The following is a 17,664-nucleotide window of genomic DNA, read 5'->3' as shown; positions in this document are numbered from 1 at the left end:
ACCTCAGCCCCTCCCGGGGCGGTTGAGCCGCAGGTTGAGCCGGGCGGCCTGGCGGGTCAGGTGCTCGCGCTCGGCCAGGTTGGACGCCCGGTCGGCCGCCTCGGCGTACAGCCGGGCCGCCGTCGCCGGGTCCCCGTCGCGCTCGTGCAGGTACGCCGCCACCGCCGCGTACCTCGGCAGGGACTCGTCCACCGGCGCCAGCGCGGCCAGCCCGGCGCGCGGCCCGTCGGCCTCACCGACCGCCACCGCGCGGTTCAGCCGGACCACCGGACTGTCCGTCAGCCGCAGCAACTCGTCGTACCACTCGACGATCTGCACCCAGTCGGTCTCCCCGGCGGTCGGCGCGTCCGCGTGCAGCGCCGCGATCGCCGCCTGTGCCTGGAACTCGCCCAGCCGGTCCCGGGCGAGGGCCGCCTGCAGGATACCGATGCCCTCGGCGATCAACCCGGTGTCCCAGCGATCGCGGTCCTGCTCGGCGAGCGGCACCAGGCTGCCGTCGGGCGCCGTCCGGCCGGCCCGCCGGGCGTGGTGCAGCAGCATCAGCGCCAGCAGCCCCGCCACCTCGGGATGGTCGATCGCCGCCGCCAGCTGCCGGGTCAGCCGGATCGCCTCGGCGGCGAGGTCGACATCGCCGGAGTAGCCCTCGTTGAAGACCAGGTAGAGCACCCGCAGCACGGTGGCGACGTCGCCCGGCTGATCGAACCGGACAGCGGACACGGTGCGCTTGGCCCGGCTGATCCGCTGCGCCATGGTCGCCTCGGGCACCAGGTAGGCCTGGGCGATCTGGCGGGTGGTCAGCCCGCCGAGCGCCCGCAGGGTGAGCGCGACCGCGGACGACGGCGTCAACGAGGGATGAGCGCAGCGGAAATAGAGCTGCAGCGTGTCGTCCGTCGCGGCCGCCGGCCCGGGCACCGGCTCCTGGTCGACGAGCTCCTCCCGCCGACGCCGGGCGGTGTCCGCCCGGGTCGCGTCGAGGAACTTCCGCCAGGCGACGGTGACCAGCCAACCCTTCGGGTCCCGCGGCGGATCGGCTCCCCAGCCACGAATCGCTTCGATCAACGCCTCCTGCACGGCGTCCTCGGCCGCCGCGAAATCTGCTCCGCGGCGGACGAGGATGCCGAGCACGGCCGGCGTGAGGCTCCGGATCAGGGCCTCGTTCATCGCACGACCTCGATCATCCGGCTTCGGTCATCTGACTCCGGTCATCCGGCCCGGTCATCGGAGATGGCACTCCGTGGTGGTTTCCGGCATGGCCAGGAACGGGCGCAGTTCCAACCACTCGTGGATCGGCTTCCCGCCGGCACCTGGAGCGGCCGACAGCTCTCCGGCCAGCTCGACGGCGCGCTCATAGCTGTCGACGTCGATCACCATCCAGCCGGCGATGAGGTCCTTGGTCTCGGCGAACGGACCGTCGGTCACCGGCGGACGGCCCTCGCCGTCGTACCGGACCCACGTCCCCTCCGGCGCGAGCGCCTGACCGTCGACGTACTCGCCGCTCTCCTCCAGGCGGGCGGCAAAGTCCTGCATGTACTTGATGTGCGCCGTGACCTCCTCCGGCGTCCACTGGTCCATCGGCACGCAGTTGACCGCGGTCGGAGCGCCCCGGTAGTGCTTGAGCAGCAAGTACTTGGCCATCGTCTTCTCCTCGGTGCTGATGCGACCCATTGTGGCCGCGTCCACCCCGGGGACGGAGCCGACCACGGGTTCTCGACACGACTGACCAAGATTCTTTCGGCCGCCGGGCTGACTCCGAAAATGCGAAAAGCCCCTGATCCTTTTCGGATCAGGGGCTCTTCTGAAGAATTGTTCGGCGGCGTCCTACTCTCCCACAGGGTCCCCCCTGCAGTACCATCGGCGCTGTGAGGCTTAGCTTCCGGGTTCGGAATGTAACCGGGCGTTTCCCTCACGCTATGACCACCGAAACACTATGAAACTGTCGACCCGCCGACAAGGCAGTCGTTGTTTCAGAACAACACAGTGGACGCGAGCAACTGAGGACAAGCCCTCGGCCTATTAGTACCGGTCAACTCCACCCCTCACAGGGCTTCCATATCCGGCCTATCAACCCAGTCGTCTACTGGGAGCCTTACCCTCTCAAGGAGGTGGGAGTGCTCATCTCGAAGCAGGCTTCCCGCTTAGATGCTTTCAGCGGTTATCCCTCCCGAACGTAGCCAACCAGCCATGCCCTTGGCAGAACAACTGGCACACCAGAGGTTCGTCCGTCCCGGTCCTCTCGTACTAGGGACAGCCCTTCTCAACACTCCTACGCGCACAGCGGATAGGGACCGAACTGTCTCACGACGTTCTAAACCCAGCTCGCGTACCGCTTTAATGGGCGAACAGCCCAACCCTTGGGACCTACTCCAGCCCCAGGATGCGACGAGCCGACATCGAGGTGCCAAACCATCCCGTCGATATGGACTCTTGGGGAAGATCAGCCTGTTATCCCCGGGGTACCTTTTATCCGTTGAGCGACGGCGCTTCCACAAGCCACCGCCGGATCACTAGTCCCTACTTTCGTACCTGCTCGACCCGTCAGTCTCACAGTCAAGCTCCCTTGTGCACTTACACTCAACACCTGATTGCCAACCAGGCTGAGGGAACCTTTGGGCGCCTCCGTTACCCTTTAGGAGGCAACCGCCCCAGTTAAACTACCCACCAGACACTGTCCCTGATCCGGATCACGGACCCAGGTTAGACATCCAGCACGACCAGAGTGGTATTTCAACGGCGACTCCACAACAACTGGCGTTGCTGCTTCACAGTCTCCCACCTATCCTACACAAGCCGAACCGAACACCAATATCAAGCTATAGTAAAGGTCCCGGGGTCTTTCCGTCCTGCTGCGCGAAACGAGCATCTTTACTCGTAATGCAATTTCACCGGGCCTATGGTTGAGACAGTCGAGAAGTCGTTACGCCATTCGTGCAGGTCGGAACTTACCCGACAAGGAATTTCGCTACCTTAGGATGGTTATAGTTACCACCGCCGTTTACTGGCGCTTAAGTTCTCAGCTTCGCCTAGTCGAAACTAAGCTAACCGGTCCCCTTAACGTTCCAGCACCGGGCAGGCGTCAGTCCGTATACATCGCCTTACGGCTTCGCACGGACCTGTGTTTTTAGTAAACAGTCGCTTCTCGCTGGTCTCTGCGGCCACCCCCAGCTCAAGGCGCAAAGCCCGTCACCAGGAATGGCCCCCCTTCTCCCGAAGTTACGGGGGCATTTTGCCGAGTTCCTTAACCATAGTTCACCCGAACGCCTCGGTATTCTCTACCTGACCACCTGAGTCGGTTTGGGGTACGGGCCGCCATGAAACTCGCTAGAGGCTTTTCTCGACAGCATAGGATCATCCACTTCACCACAATCGGCTCGGCATCAGGTCTCAGACTATATGTGAGGCGGATTTGCCTACCCCACGTCCTACACCCTTACCCCGGGACAACCACCGCCCGGGCTGGACTACCTTCCTGCGTCACCCCATCGCTCACCTACTGCAGACTTGGACCGGCGGCTCCACCACTTCCCTTCACCCGAAGGATCCGGGACGGCTTCACGGCCTTAGCATCACCTGGTTCAGCGTTGGCGCTTCAAAGCGGGTACGGGAATATCAACCCGTTGTCCATCGACTACGCCTGTCGGCCTCGCCTTAGGTCCCGACTTACCCTGGGCAGATCAGCTTGACCCAGGAACCCTTGGTCAATCGGCGCAAGAGTTTCCCACTCTTGTATCGCTACTCATGCCTGCATTCTCACTCGTATACCGTCCACGACTCGATTCCTCGGCCGCTTCACCCGGCACACGACGCTCCCCTACCCATCACAGCCCCCGTTAGGAGTATTGCTGCAATGACACGACTTCGGTGGTGTGCTTGAGCCCCGCTACATTGTCGGCGCGGAATCACTTGACCAGTGAGCTATTACGCACTCTTTCAAGGGTGGCTGCTTCTAAGCCAACCTCCTGGTTGTCTCTGCGACTCCACATCCTTTCCCACTTAGCACACGCTTAGGGACCTTAGTCGGTGTTCTGGGCTGTTTCCCTCTCGACCATGGAGCTTATCCCCCACAGTCTCACTGCCACGCTCTCACTTACCGGCATTCGGAGTTTGGCTAAGGTCAGTAACCCGGTAAGGCCCATCGCCTATCCAGTGCTCTACCTCCGGCAAGAAACACGTGACGCTGCACCTAAATGCATTTCGGGGAGAACCAGCTATCACGGAGTTTGATTGGCCTTTCACCCCTAACCACAGGTCATCCCCCAGGTTTTCAACCCTGGTGGGTTCGGTCCTCCACACGGTCTTACCCGCGCTTCAACCTGCCCATGGCTAGATCACTCCGCTTCGGGTCTTGGGCATGCAACTCAACCGCCCTATTCGGACTCGCTTTCGCTACGGCTACCCCACACGGGTTAACCTCGCTACACACCGCAAACTCGCAGGCTCATTCTTCAAAAGGCACGCAGTCACGGCCAGCCGGCAAGCCGACTGACGACGCTCCCACGGCTTGTAGGCACACGGTTTCAGGTACTATTTCACTCCGCTCCCGCGGTACTTTTCACCATTCCCTCACGGTACTATCCGCTATCGGTCACCAGGGAATATTTAGGCTTAGCGGGTGGTCCCGCCAGATTCACACGGGATTTCTCGGGCCCCGTGCTACTTGGGAGATGAGCAAGCAAGCCGTACAGATTTCGTCTACGGGGGTCTTACCCTCTACGCCGGACCTTTCGCATGTCCTTCGACTACCCATACGGTTTCTGACTCGCCCAGCCGCCGGCAGACGACTGAAGCTCATTCCCACAACCCCGCATTGGCAACCCCTGCCGGGTCTCACACCAATACGGTTTAGCCTCATCCAGTTTCGCTCGCCACTACTCCCGGAATCACGGTTGTTTTCTCTTCCTGCGGGTACTGAGATGTTTCACTTCCCCGCGTTCCCTCCACACTGCCTATGTGTTCAGCAGCGGGTGACAGCCCATGACGACTGCCGGGTTTCCCCATTCGGACACCCCCGGATCAAAGCTCGGTTGACAGCTCCCCGGGGCCTATCGCGGCCTCCCACGTCCTTCATCGGTTCCTGGTGCCAAGGCATCCACCGTGCGCCCTTAAAAACTTGGCCACAGATGCTCGCGTCCACTGTGCAGTTCTCAAACAACGACCAGTCACACACCCTCGACAACCCGAACCGGGCTACCTCGAGTGAGGCCGGCAACCATGAGGCAACTCCCGTTCCCTCAGGACCCAACAACGTGCCCGACACAGTCAATCCCAGAATCGCGTTCCACGCCGAAGCAGTACTAACCCCTGGTCTCTTCCTGTGCCGAATAGTCAACGTTCCACCCATGAGCGAGCACTCCGGGACGTTCGCCCGAAGCTGCTATGTGCTCCTTAGAAAGGAGGTGATCCAGCCGCACCTTCCGGTACGGCTACCTTGTTACGACTTCGTCCCAATCGCTGGTCCCACCTTCGACGGCTCCATCCCAGAGGGTTAGGCCACCGGCTTCGGGTGTTACCGACTTTCGTGACGTGACGGGCGGTGTGTACAAGGCCCGGGAACGTATTCACCGCAGCATGCTGATCTGCGATTACTAGCAACTCCAACTTCATGGGGTCGAGTTGCAGACCCCAATCCGAACTGAGGCCGGCTTTTTGGGATTCGCTCCGCCTCACGGCATCGCAGCCCTTTGTACCGACCATTGTAGCACGTGTGCAGCCCAAGACATAAGGGGCATGATGATTTGACGTCGTCCCCACCTTCCTCCGAGTTGACCCCGGCAGTCTCCTGTGAGTCCCCGACATTACTCGCTGGCAACACAGAACAAGGGTTGCGCTCGTTGCGGGACTTAACCCAACATCTCACGACACGAGCTGACGACAACCATGCACCACCTGTATACCGACCACAAGGGGGCACCTGTCTCCAGGTGTTTCCGGCATATGTCAAGCCTTGGTAAGGTTCTTCGCGTTGCGTCGAATTAAGCCACATGCTCCGCTGCTTGTGCGGGCCCCCGTCAATTCCTTTGAGTTTTAGCCTTGCGGCCGTACTCCCCAGGCGGGGAACTTAATGCGTTAGCTGCGGCACCGACCACGTGGAATGTGGCCAACACCTAGTTCCCAACGTTTACGGCGTGGACTACCAGGGTATCTAATCCTGTTCGCTCCCCACGCTTTCGCTCCTCAGCGTCAGTAATGGCCCAGAGATCCGCCTTCGCCACCGGTGTTCCTCCTGATATCTGCGCATTTCACCGCTACACCAGGAATTCCGATCTCCCCTACCACACTCTAGCCTGCCCGTATCGAATGCAGACCCGGGGTTAAGCCCCGGGCTTTCACATCCGACGCGACAGGCCGCCTACGAGCTCTTTACGCCCAATAATTCCGGACAACGCTCGCACCCTACGTATTACCGCGGCTGCTGGCACGTAGTTAGCCGGTGCTTCTTCTGCAGGTACCGTCACTTGCGCTTCTTCCCTGCTGAAAGAGGTTTACAACCCGAAGGCCGTCATCCCTCACGCGGCGTCGCTGCATCAGGCTTTCGCCCATTGTGCAATATTCCCCACTGCTGCCTCCCGTAGGAGTCTGGGCCGTGTCTCAGTCCCAGTGTGGCCGGTCGCCCTCTCAGGCCGGCTACCCGTCGTCGCCTTGGTAGGCCATTACCCCACCAACAAGCTGATAGGCCGCGGGCTCATCCTGCACCGCCGGAGCTTTCCACCAACCCCCATGCGGAGGAAGGTCATATCCGGTATTAGACCCCGTTTCCAGGGCTTGTCCCAGAGTGCAGGGCAGATTGCCCACGTGTTACTCACCCGTTCGCCACTGATCCACCCCGAAGGGCTTCACCGTTCGACTTGCATGTGTTAAGCACGCCGCCAGCGTTCGTCCTGAGCCAGGATCAAACTCTCCGTGAATGTTTACCCGTAATCGGGTCCACACCCGCGTTGAGCGGCACGGCAACCACCGGAATAGGGCGGCCCCGCGCACTGCGTCCTCGCTAGTGTTATTTCAAAAGGAATCTCCAACCCCGATCGCAATGACCGAGGCCGGGGATGTCAACATATCTGGCGTTGACTTTTGGCACGCTGTTGAGTTCTCAAGGAACGGACGCTTCCTTCGGGCCGCCTTCCAGCGGGCCCTCCGGGCGCTTCGTTCTTTCGTGTTTCCAGCTTATCAGATGTTTTCCGCTCCGTTTTCCGGAGTTTCATTCACCCGATTCCCGCTGGCGGGATTTCCTTCGGACTTCGCTCCGAAGCTTATCAAAGCTTTCAGTGTGCTCAGTCCGGGGTATTTGCTTCGTCGGAGGGCGCGCATTTCGTGAAACGCGCTCGCCTCGATGTCGGCGGTGTCGTAGACACTAACGCCTGGGCCCGACCGTTGTCCAGTCAGTCCCAACCGTTCAAACCTACTAGCCCACCCTCACCACGTCAATGGTTTGGCCGGGATGCGAGAAGACTAGCAGGTCAGCGGCCTGTTGATCACATCGGCTCAGGCCGCGACGGGCTGCAGGTCCGCCCGGTCGGCCGCGTCCACATCGCCCAACTCACCGCTCGCCGCGGCCTTCCGGCCCAACACCAGGGCGTACAGGAGGAAGGCGGCCTCTGCCAGCACACCGATCGAAATGCGGGCCCAGGTCGGCAGGCCGGACGGGGTCACGAAGGCCTCGAGCACGCCTGAGACCGCCAGCACCGTCGCCAGGCCGATCGACATCCCGATGATCGAGCGGCCCTGTTCCGCCAGGGCCGCGGCGCGGGTGCGCGGGCCGGGGTCGATGATGGTCCAGCCGAGCCGCAGGCCGAGGCCGCCGGACACGAAGACCGCGGTCAGCTCCAGCAGGCCGTGCGGGATGAGCAGACCGAGGAGGACGTCGAGCCGGCCGACCGAGCCCATCAGGCCGAGGCCGACCGCGAGATTGACCACGTTGGTCCACATCACCATGAGCACCGGGATGCCCAGCGCGATCCCGTAGATCAGGCACTGCACGGCGACCCAGGCGTTGTTCGTCCAGACCTGCGCCGCGAAGGAGCTGGCCGGCCGGTCCGAGTAGTACGACTCGTACTCTCCACCGGGGCGGGTCGCCTCCCGCAGCTGATCGGAGGTGATCATGCTGTTGCGGACCTCGGGGTGGGTCGCCATCCACCAGGCGAGCAGCGCGGTGACGACCAGCGAGACCACCGCGACCGGTATCCACCAGCGGCGGGCCCGGTACAGCGCGGCCGGGAAGCTCACCGTGTAGTAGCGGGCGACGTCCTGCCAGCCGTTGGTCCGGGCGCCGGTCACCGCGCTGCGGGCCCGTGAGACCAGGCCGGTCAGCCGGCCGACCAGTGCCGGGTCGGGCGCGGCGGCCTGGACCTTGGCGAGGTGGCCGGTGACGCGCTGATAGAGCCCCACCAGCTCGTCGGCCTCCTCGCCGCTGAGCCGGCGCCTGCGGGCGAGGGCGTCCAGCCGGGCCCACTCCCCCTGGTGGGTGGCGACGAAGACGTCCAGGTCCATTCGGCGGCTCCATGGTCGGCGCTGGCGCGCGGCGCGCGTGCGTGATCGGGCAGGTACGTACGGACACGTGCGGGCTCAGCATGCCAGGAGCCGCCGCCGGTTCGACCGCCGGGATCTCACTTCCCGTGCGCCCACCGGGCGCCGTATGTTTGCGGCTGCGGATCAGACTGCGGAGAGCGGGCAGTGGGGGCCGGTCCAACCGCACTCCCACCGTCCCGCGTGAGCGTGAACGGACAGGTGTCTTGAGCGACCTGGTGACGGGTGAGGCGGTCGTCCTCGACCTGCAGACGGCGAAGCTTCCGAGCAGGGCGCTGGCGATCGTGCTCGACCTGCTCGTCGAGTTCGCCGCCCTGTTCGTCTTCTCGCTGATGATGAGCGTCGCCCTGGCCGACATCGACACCGCGGCGCTGGCGGCCACGATGCTCGGCATGACGGTGTTCTTCCTGGTCGCCCTGCCGGTGATGATCGAGACCCTCACCCACGGACGCTCGCTCGGCAAGGCTGCGCTCGGCCTGCGGGTGGTGCGCACCGACGGCGGACCGGTGCGGTTCCGGCACTCGCTGGTGCGCGGACTGGTGGGCTTCTTCGAGGTGATCGCGATAACCGGCGCCCCCGCCGTGATCACCTCGGCGCTGAACTCGGACGGCAAGCGGCTCGGCGACATCTTCGCCGGGACGGTGGTGATCCGCGAACGCACCCCGGGTGTGGGTGGGCCGGCCAGCCCGCTGCCGCCGGTGCACCCGCAGTTGCTGCACGACATGGGCCGCGAACTGGTCGCGATGGACCTGTCCGCGGTGCCCGAGCCACTCTGGCTCGCGATCCGCCAACTGCTGGGCCGGATCGGCCAGTTGGAACCGAGCGTGACCTTCCGGATGTCCACCGGGCTCGCCGATGACCTGGCCACCCGGATCGGGAACCCGGTGCCGCAGGGGCTGCACCCGGCCGCCTATCTGGGGGTGGTGCTCACCGAACGCCAGCGCCGGGAGTGGCTGCGCGTCCAGCAGCAGTTCGCCCGGCAGCAGTTCGCGGCACCCGTCCCCGTCCAGGCGCCCGCCCCGCACCCGGTGGCCACGCCCGGCGGCGTGCCCCACCGCGTCCTCGGCCTGCCCGCAGCGCCCGCGCCCACCGACCCCGGAGCCGCCGCCCCCGCCGCCCCGTCCTTCACCAAGCCCCCGCAGCCCGCCGCGCCCACGCCGCCCACCCCCGAAACCGGCTTCGCCCCGCCCGCCTGAGCCACGCTCGCCGGCCGCGCTCGTACTCCCTACTCCCCCACCCGCCAGGCGTTCGGCGGCGAGGCCAACTCCTCCAGCTCGATCCCCTCCGCCGCCAGCACCACGTCCCCCGCCAGGTGCACGACCTGCTGCTCCCCCGTCTCCAGGTCCGCCACCTGGTACCGCTCGACCACCAGCGGCCCCGAGTCCGTCTCGTGGGTGTCCACGCCCTCGAGCAGCCACCCCTGGTCGAGGGTGCGCGGCGCCAGCACCGGCTCGGTGAACGCCACCAGCCGCACCCGCGCGCTCGCCCCCTCCCGCAACCGCAGCATCCGGGCGGTGGCGACCAGGAAGGCCGGCGAGCGCCCGGTGAAGCCGTGCGCCCGGTCGTGCCCCTCCGTCGCGTGCTCGCCGCCAGGGTCCGCCGCGTCGGTCCGGACCCAGGCCACCCCGTCCACCGCGCCGCCGCGCACCTGCCAGCCGCCGGCCCGCAGCTCCATCCGCAGCGGCCGGGCGCGCGAGTCCAGCGTCAGGTCCACGCTGCCGATCACCCGGCCGTCCGGGCCGTAGGTCTTGGAGACGTACCGCCACCCGGCCGCGCCGGGCGCACAGCTGAAGCGCTCCTCACCGAGCAGCACGTGGTCATGAGCGTCGTGGAGCGAGTACCGACCGTTGGGCATGCCCGAAAGCCTACGTGCGCGCCCTCGTGCGACACCCGGACGACCGGCGACCTGCGCCGAGCCCGGACGCGCCGGTGGCCGGCACCCCCGTCCAGGGGTACCGGCCACCGGCGTACGGGCGTCAACGCACGTACGGGCGTCACCGCATCAGTAGCGGTACTGCTCCGACTTGTACGGGCCCTCGACCGGAACGCCGATGTAGTCGGCCTGCTCCTGGGTCAGGGTGGTCAGCTTCACGCCCAGCGCGTCCAGGTGCAGGCGGGCGACCTTCTCGTCCAGGTGCTTCGGCAGCACGTAGACGCCGATCGGGTACTGCTCGGTCTTCGTGAACAGCTCGATCTGCGCGATCGTCTGGTTCGCGAAGGAGTTGGACATCACGAAGGACGGGTGGCCGGTCGCGTTGCCCAGGTTCAGCAGGCGGCCCTCGGAGAGGACGATGATGGTGCGGCCGTCGGCCTTGCGCCACTCGTGGACCTGCGGCTTGATCTCGGTCTTCACGACGCCCTCGAGCTTGGCCAGGCCGGCCATGTCGATCTCGTTGTCGAAGTGGCCGATGTTGCCCACGATGGCCTGGTGCTTCATCCGGGCCATGTGCGAGGCCATGATGATGTCCTTGTTGCCCGTGGTCGTGATGAAGATGTCGGCGATCTCGACCACGTCGTCCAGGGTGGTGACCTGGTAGCCGTCCATCGCCGCCTGGAGCGCGCAGATCGGGTCGATCTCGGTGACGATGACGCGGGCGCCCTGGCCGCGCAGCGACTCGGCGCAGCCCTTGCCGACGTCGCCGTAGCCGCAGACGACCGCGACCTTGCCGCCGATCAGGACGTCGGTGGCGCGGTTGATGCCGTCGATGAGCGAGTGGCGGCAACCGTACTTGTTGTCGAACTTCGACTTGGTGACCGAGTCGTTGACGTTGATCGCCGGGAACAGCAGCTGGCCGTCACGGTGCATCTCGTACAGGCGGTGGACACCGGTGGTGGTCTCCTCGGTCACGCCCTTGATGGTGGCGGCGACCTCGGTCCACTTGTTCGGGGTCTCCTCGAGGGTGCGGTTGAGCAGCTCCAGGATGATCCGGAACTCGTCGTTGTCCGCGGTGGACGGGTCCGGAGCGGCACCGGCCTTCTCGAACTCGACGCCCTTGTGGATCAGCAGGGTGGCGTCGCCGCCGTCGTCCAGGATCATGTTCGGGGTCTTGCCGTCAGGCCAGGTGAGCGCCTGCTCGGTGCACCACCAGTACTCCTCCAGGGTCTCGCCCTTCCAGGCGAAGACCGGCACGCCCTGCGGGTTCTCCGGGGTGCCCTCCGGGCCGACCGCGATCGCGGCGGCCGCGTGGTCCTGGGTGGAGAAGATGTTGCAGGAGCACCAGCGGACCTCGGCACCGAGCGCCGTCAGGGTCTCGATCAGCACGGCGGTCTGCACGGTCATGTGCAGCGAGCCGGTGATCCGGGCACCGGCCAGCGGCTGCGACTCGGCGTACTCGGCGCGGATGGACATCAGGCCGGGCATCTCGTGCTCGGCCAGCTGGATCTCCTTGCGGCCGAACGCCGCCAGGGAAAGGTCGGCGACCTTGAAGTCACCGGTGATGTCGGTCGACATGCGTCTGCTCCTCGCTGATGGGGTGGGGCGGGCCAAGGTCCGGATGTGCGTTGCGCATGGCGGTGCCGTCCGGGTGCACGGCTACGCCGGGGCGACCTGGTCCCTGGGTGCGGACCGGTTCCCCGCTGCGCAGCACAAACCGTCGGAGGACCTCTCTCCCTCGACCGGCACACACCCTGGGGGCACGGACCGCCGATCGACCGCCATCAGCAGCGACGTTCTGGCTCTGGTGACGAATCTACACCGGGAGGCCCATCGGCCGTCCGCGGATGACCGATTTCGGTCGCCGGTCCGGCCTCCGCCCGGGCCGGCCCGGGAGCACCGGGCGGACGGTGCGTCAGTGCGCGGCGGCCGGGCCGGGCCCGCCCGGGGTGGCCGCCGGATCCTCGCCCGCGGCGGCCTTCTCCGCGCTGTAGACGTCCGGTTCGAGGTAGATCGCCCGGGCGATCGGGACGGCGGCGCGGACCCGCTCCTCGGCGGCGTCGATGGCCAGCGCCACCCGGGCGGCACTGTCCTCCGCGTTGACGGCGATCTTGGCGGCGACCAGCAGCTCCTCCGGCCCGAGGTGCAGGGTGCGCATGTGGATCACCCCGGTGACCGCCTCGCCGTCCACCAGCGCGGCTCGGATCCGGCGCACCGACTCCCGGTCGGCGGACTCGCCGAGCAGCAGCGACTTGGTCTCCAGGGCGAGCACCACGGCGATCAGCACCAGCAGCACGCCGATGCACAGGGTGCCGACGCCGTCCCAGACGCCGTTGCCGGTGGCCACGGTGAGCGAGACGCCGAGCAGCGCGAGCACCAGGCCGATCAGCGCGCCGGTGTCCTCCAGCAGCACCACCGGCAGCTCGGGCGCCTTGGCGGTGCGGATGTACTGCACCCAGCCCTGGCCGCCCTTGGCCTTGGCGGACTCGCGCACCGCGGTCAGGAAGGACCAGCCCTCCATCGCGATGGCGAAGAGCAGCACGCCCACCGCCCAGCCCCAGGACTCCAGCGCCTGGGGGTGGTTGACCTTGTGCCAGCCCTCGTAGACCGCGAACAGGCCGCCGACGCTGAACAGCACGATCGCCACCAGGAAGCCGTAGACGTAGCGTTCGCGCCCGTACCCGAACGGGTGCTCCTCGTCCGCCGCCCGGCGCGCCCGCCTGCCGCCGATCAGCAGCAGCACCTGGTTGCCGGAGTCGGCCACCGAGTGCACGCCCTCGGCCAGCATCGAGGAGGAGCCGGTGAAGCCGAAGGCGGTGAACTTGGCCGCCGCGATCGCCAGGTTCGCGGACAGCGCCGCCACCAGTGCCTTCGTCCCGCCCTCAGTACTCATGCTCCCGCCTCGCTTCGCTCGACAGGGGCATTCGCCCATACGCACCCGTCGATGGTTCGCTCGCTTCGCTCACTCACACGCCCGCCTCGCTCCGCTCGACAGGGGCATTCGCCCATACGCACCCGTCGATGGTTCGCTCGCTCACGCGGACAACTTAGCGGCAGCGCGCTCAGGACTGCGCGGCGGCGAGCCCCAGGTAGACGGCGGCGAAGTCGGTCAGCGCGATCAGGTCGGCCAGCGCGTGCAGCGGGTCGGGGAGGGTGCTCGCGTACTCGGTCAGCCGCACCTCGTGGGCGGCGGCCAGCCGGTGCGCGCGGCTGACGCCGAAGCTGCGCGGTCGCTGGTCGTCCTCGGTCACCTCGGCGGGCCCGTCCGGCTCCTCCGACCCGCCGGTGCCGGGGACGTGCCGCAGCAGCAGGACCTGCAGGTGCAGCGGGTCGGGCTCCTCCACCCGGTCGCGGAAGAAGTCGTCCGGGTCCGCGCCCGCCCCCAACTGGCCGGTGAACATGCCCCGGTGGGCGGTGAGCACCTGCGGCAGCGAGCCGGCCAGCGCCGGGCGGCCGGCCCGGTCGGCCAGCTGGGCGGCGAACCGGGCCGCGGCGGCTCCGGCGATCGGGCCCTCGGCCCACAGCAGCGGGACCGTTCCGGCCAGCCGCGCGGCCAGCCCCTTCGCCGGGTTGGTGTACGCGGCGGCGTCCGGGCGGCAGCGCACCGCGGTGGCGTCCAGCAGGTCGGCGACGGCCGGCAGCGCGTCGTACGGAAGCTGGGTGAGGCCCAGCTTCTGGGCGAGCGCCAGCAGCGGGGTCAGGTGGGACCACAGCGCGGCCGGGTCCTCGGCCGGCAGGTCCGGCTCGGTGGCCGGCGCGGCGGACGGTGCCTCGTCGGGCAGCACCGCGGCGACGTACGGCAGCGGCAGCGCGCGCACCTGCAGCGCGGCCTCGGCCAGCGGGCTGCCGGCCGGGGCGGTGACGACGATGGAGCAGCCGCGCGCGTACGCCTGCTCGGCGAGGCTGATCAGGCCCCGCTCACCGCCGTCGGTGGAGCTGACCACGAGCAGGTCGAGCGGGCCGGCCCAGCCGGGCAGCTGCCAGCCGAGCCCGGCGGTGAAGGCGGGCGGGACGCCGGCCCGGTCGGCGCGCGGGGCGGCGGCCTCGGTCGGCGGCAGCGGGGCGACCAGGGTGGCGGACCCGGCGAGCGCGGCGAGGATCTCGGCCGCCGTCAGGGCGCTGCCGTGCCCGGCGACCAGGACGGCGCGCGGGCGGCCGTCCGGGCGCAGCCGGTCGAGGCCGGCCGCGTCGGCCTGCCGCAGCGCGGTGCGGACCCGGGCTCCGGCGCCGGCCAGGGCCAGCAGGGCGCGGTCGTGGTCGGCGCGCTGGAGGGCGGCCGGGTCGTCGAGCAGGGTGTCGTCGAGCATGCGGCGGGCCTCCGGCTGTCCTGTGGTCGGCGGGCGCGGGTGGGGCTTGCGCCCCGGGACGTGTCCGACACGCCCCAACAGGATCAGGCCGGGCGGCGGGCCTCGTCCACCAGGAGGACCGGAATGCCCTCGCGGATCGGGTACGCGAGGCCGCAGTCCGCGCCGGTGCAGACCAGCTCGGGCTGCTCCTCGGTGCCGCCCTCGGTGAGCGCGGCCCGGCACTGCGGGCAGACCAGGATCTCCAGCAGGAAGGATTCGAGCTTCATGGGGCTCTCCAAAGTTCGGTGGTGGCACGGAGGTGCCCCGGCCGATAGGCAACCCTACCGGCCGGGGCAGCGGGGCCCGTTGTCAGGCGCGGACGTCGCCGGGGCTCAGCCGCGGACGATGGCGAGCACGCCGTCGCGCAGCTCGGCCATCCGCGCCGGGTCCTTGGCCTCGACGTTGAGGCGCAGCAGCGGCTCGGTGTTGGAGGCGCGCAGGTTGAACCACCAGTCCGGGCCGGCCACGGTGAGCCCGTCCAGCTCGTCCACGGTGGTGCCCTCCAGGCCGGCGTAGGCGGCGCGGACGGCGGCGGTGCTGGCGGCCTGGTCGGCGACGGTGCTGTTGATCTCGCCGGAGGCGGCGTAGCGGTCGTACTCGGCGGTCAGCTCGGACAGGGTGCCCTGCTGCCCGCCGAGCGCGGCCAGCACGTGCAGCGCGGCCAGCATGCCGGTGTCGGCGCGCCAGAAGTCGCGGAAGTAGTAGTGCGCGGAGTGCTCGCCGCCGAAGACGGCGTCGGTGACGGCCATCTCCTGCTTGATGAAGGAGTGGCCGACCCGGGTGCGCACCGGGGTGGCGCCGAGCTCGCGGACCACCTCGGGGACGGTCCAGGAGGTGATCAGGTTGTGGATGATCGTCGGCTCGGTCTCGCCGGCGGCCTTGGCGCGGGCGATCTCGCGGGCGGCGACCAGGGCGGTGATCGCGGACGGGGAGACCGGCTCACCGCGCTCGTCGACGACGAAGCAGCGGTCGGCGTCGCCGTCGAAGGCCAGGCCGACGTCGGCGCCGACCTCGCGGACCTTGGCCTGCAGGTCGACCAGGTTCTTCGGGTCGAGCGGGTTGGCCTCGTGGTTGGGGAAGGTGCCGTCCAGCTCGAAGTACATCGGGACGAGCTCGATCGGCAGGCCGTCGAAGACGGTCGGCACGGTGTGGCCGCCCATGCCGTTGCCGGCGTCCACGGCGACCTTGAGCGGGCGGATCGCGGTGAGGTCGACCAGGCCGAGCAGGTGGTCGGCGTAGCCGCGCAGGGTCTCCTGCGCGGAGAGCGCGCCAGGCTCCACGTCCCGGGCCGGGACGGTGACGGTGTCGTCCTCGGCGGTCCAGGACTCGACCAGCTCGCGGATCTCGGACAGGCCGGTGTCCTGGCCGACCGGGGCGGCGCCGGCCCGGCAGAGCTTGATGCCGTTGTACTGGGCCGGGTTGTGGCTGGCGGTGAACATCGCGCCGGGCAGATCGAGCTTGCCGCTGGCGTAGTAGAGCTGGTCGGTGGAGCAGAGGCCGATCTGCACCACGTCGGCGCCGTAGGCCGCCGCGCCCTCGGCGAAGGCCCGGCTGAGCGACGGGGAGGAGGGCCGCATGTCGTGCCCGACCACGATCGCGGACGCGCCGGTGACCTGCACGAACGCGGCGCCGAAGGCCCGGGACAGGCTCTCGTCCCACTGGTCCGGGACGACGCCTCGGACGTCGTACGCCTTCACGAGCTGCTTGAGGTCGCGCACTGCGGCTCCACCCTGGTTCTGTCTGATCGATGCGTCGGGCCACCCGCCCGTTCGATCGACGGGTCGCGGTGACGTTCAGACGGGCAGCGTACCCGGGCCGGGCGAACGCCCTGTCCCGGGTGAGGGCCTCGGGGGCCGCAGGGGCAGGCCCTAGTTGTCGGGCGAGCGCAGCACCCGAAGGTGCCCGCGGCGGCCGCCCTCGGTGGACTCGCCCTCGGGGACGCGGCCCTGACGGGGGGTCTGCGGGCGGGCGGCCTCGCGGACGGCGTTGGCGAGGGCTTCCAGGTCGTCGCTGCTGCGGCGGAGCGGGCCGGCCTCGGCGGCGAGCCGGACCACCTCCCAGCCGCGCGGGGCGGTGAGCCGCTCGGCGTGCTCGGCGCACAGGTCGTAGCAGTGCGGCTCGGCGTAGGTGGCGAGCGGGCCCAGCACGGCGGTGGAGTCCGCGTAGACGTACGTCAGCGTCGCGACGGCCGGTCGGCCGCACGCGGTCCGCGAACAACGACGTACAGAGCTCACGAGGGTGGACGGTACCGCACTCCCCGCCGGGGAGCGAAGACCGCCTGCCCGGCGGGGGTGCCGTGTCGCGGTCCGCGCACCCGCGGGGGCGCCCTCGGCGCGCGGTGCGGCTCCTGCGGCCCCGCTCGCTCCGGCCGCCCGGGCACGCGCCGTCGTACCGGCGATTCCCCCGTCGGAGTGGTCCACTTCCGACCCGCCAAGGACTACTCTCGGCAGTGATATGGACAGCTCCGCACCGCAGTCATCGACAGGCCCCTCGCGTCGCCCCCGGCACCGCGACCGGCACGGCAGAGGGCTGCGCGGCCCGCTGGCGCCGCCCCAGGTGCCGATCTCGCTCACCCGTTCCGAACTGTTCGACGACTACGTGCGCGAGTCGGTGGAGCGGTTGGAGCGGCGGTGGCCGCAGCTGATCGAGGTGGAGTTCGCCGTGCAGGAGGTGCCGCTGCACGAGGCGGACGGCGCCGACGGCGGGGACGGCGTGCCGCTGGGCCGGGTGTCGCCGGGCGAGAAGGGCCGCAAGAGCCAGATCGTGGTGTACCGGCGGCCGGTGGAGATCCGGGCGAAGACCCGGGAGGACCGGGCGGCGCTGGTGCACGAGATCCTGATCGAGCAGGTGGCCGAGCTGCTGGGGCTGTCACCGGACGCGATCGACCCGCGCTACGACGAGGACTGACCTCCCGGGCGCCCGGGCCTG

Annotated in this window: 12 protein-coding genes and 3 rRNA genes; 2 read left to right on the top strand and 13 right to left on the bottom strand. The window is 68.2% G+C overall.

Annotation, left to right across the window (positions count from 1 at the left end; all coding sequences use genetic code 11):
* Nucleotides 1–3 precede the first annotated feature (3 nt).
* The 6 genes from O1G21_RS23950 to O1G21_RS23925 all read right to left on the bottom strand — a co-directional run bounded on the left by O1G21_RS23950 (nucleotide 4) and on the right by O1G21_RS23925 (nucleotide 8,481).
* On the bottom strand, nucleotides 4–1,161 hold the full coding sequence (locus tag O1G21_RS23950) for an RNA polymerase sigma factor (protein WP_270146648.1): 1,158 nt from the start codon (nucleotides 1,159–1,161) through the stop codon (nucleotides 4–6).
* 54 nt (nucleotides 1,162–1,215) lie between these two features.
* Nucleotides 1,216–1,635, bottom strand: coding sequence for a YciI family protein (locus tag O1G21_RS23945; RefSeq protein WP_270146647.1), 420 nt, complete (start codon nucleotides 1,633–1,635; stop codon nucleotides 1,216–1,218).
* A 170-nt stretch (nucleotides 1,636–1,805) separates the two neighbouring features.
* Nucleotides 1,806–1,922, bottom strand: a 5S ribosomal RNA gene (gene rrf / locus O1G21_RS23940).
* Nucleotides 1,923–1,993: 71 nt separating this feature from the next.
* Nucleotides 1,994–5,113: ribosomal RNA gene (locus O1G21_RS23935) — 23S ribosomal RNA — on the bottom strand.
* Between the two features lie 273 nt (nucleotides 5,114–5,386).
* A 16S ribosomal RNA gene (locus O1G21_RS23930) occupies nucleotides 5,387–6,902 on the bottom strand.
* The 16S, 23S and 5S rRNA genes sit together here, the layout of an rRNA operon.
* A gap of 574 nt (nucleotides 6,903–7,476) precedes the next feature.
* A complete protein-coding gene (locus O1G21_RS23925) occupies nucleotides 7,477–8,481 on the bottom strand; it encodes a stage II sporulation protein M (RefSeq protein ID WP_270146646.1) in 1,005 nt (334 codons plus the stop codon).
* A gap of 242 nt (nucleotides 8,482–8,723) precedes the next feature.
* Here O1G21_RS23925 and O1G21_RS23920 point away from each other — a divergent pair, with 242 nt between their 5' ends.
* Nucleotides 8,724–9,713 carry an RDD family protein gene (locus tag O1G21_RS23920; RefSeq protein WP_270146645.1) on the top strand — a complete coding sequence of 330 codons (990 nt, stop codon included), beginning with the start codon at nucleotides 8,724–8,726 and terminating at the stop codon, nucleotides 9,711–9,713.
* Nucleotides 9,714–9,742: 29 nt separating this feature from the next.
* Here O1G21_RS23920 and O1G21_RS23915 read toward each other — a convergent pair whose 3' ends face one another.
* The 7 genes from O1G21_RS23915 to O1G21_RS23885 form a co-directional block, all read right to left on the bottom strand.
* Nucleotides 9,743–10,372: a hypothetical protein gene (locus tag O1G21_RS23915; RefSeq protein WP_270146644.1), complete on the bottom strand. Its 630-nt coding sequence runs from the start codon at nucleotides 10,370–10,372 to the stop codon at nucleotides 9,743–9,745.
* A 147-nt stretch (nucleotides 10,373–10,519) separates the two neighbouring features.
* Nucleotides 10,520–11,968: an adenosylhomocysteinase gene (gene ahcY, locus O1G21_RS23910; RefSeq protein WP_270146643.1), complete on the bottom strand. Its 1,449-nt coding sequence runs from the start codon at nucleotides 11,966–11,968 to the stop codon at nucleotides 10,520–10,522.
* Nucleotides 11,969–12,305: 337 nt separating this feature from the next.
* On the bottom strand, nucleotides 12,306–13,283 hold the full coding sequence (locus O1G21_RS23905; RefSeq protein ID WP_270146642.1) for a cation diffusion facilitator family transporter: 978 nt from the start codon (nucleotides 13,281–13,283) through the stop codon (nucleotides 12,306–12,308).
* A 169-nt stretch (nucleotides 13,284–13,452) separates the two neighbouring features.
* Nucleotides 13,453–14,697: an SIS domain-containing protein gene (locus O1G21_RS23900; RefSeq protein ID WP_270146641.1), complete on the bottom strand. Its 1,245-nt coding sequence runs from the start codon at nucleotides 14,695–14,697 to the stop codon at nucleotides 13,453–13,455.
* Nucleotides 14,698–14,780: 83 nt separating this feature from the next.
* Nucleotides 14,781–14,963, bottom strand: a complete 183-nt coding sequence (locus O1G21_RS23895; RefSeq protein ID WP_270146639.1) for a Trm112 family protein — start codon at nucleotides 14,961–14,963, stop codon at nucleotides 14,781–14,783.
* Nucleotides 14,964–15,068: 105 nt separating this feature from the next.
* Nucleotides 15,069–16,454, bottom strand: a complete 1,386-nt coding sequence (locus O1G21_RS23890; RefSeq protein WP_270146638.1) for a phosphomannomutase/phosphoglucomutase — start codon at nucleotides 16,452–16,454, stop codon at nucleotides 15,069–15,071.
* Between the two features lie 150 nt (nucleotides 16,455–16,604).
* Nucleotides 16,605–16,970: a DUF3499 domain-containing protein gene (locus O1G21_RS23885; RefSeq protein ID WP_270146637.1), complete on the bottom strand. Its 366-nt coding sequence runs from the start codon at nucleotides 16,968–16,970 to the stop codon at nucleotides 16,605–16,607.
* Nucleotides 16,971–17,190: 220 nt separating this feature from the next.
* Between O1G21_RS23885 and O1G21_RS23880 the strand changes: the two genes are divergently transcribed.
* Nucleotides 17,191–17,643, top strand: coding sequence for a metallopeptidase family protein (locus tag O1G21_RS23880; RefSeq protein ID WP_270146635.1), 453 nt, complete (start codon nucleotides 17,191–17,193; stop codon nucleotides 17,641–17,643).
* The last annotated feature ends 21 nt before the right edge of the window (nucleotides 17,644–17,664 follow it).

Origin of the sequence: Kitasatospora cathayae (genome assembly GCF_027627435.1) — a bacterium.
GTDB lineage: Bacteria > Actinomycetota > Actinomycetes > Streptomycetales > Streptomycetaceae > Kitasatospora > Kitasatospora cathayae.
The sequence above is the reverse complement of the archived record's forward strand: the minus strand, read 5'-3'. Positions and strand labels throughout refer to the sequence as shown.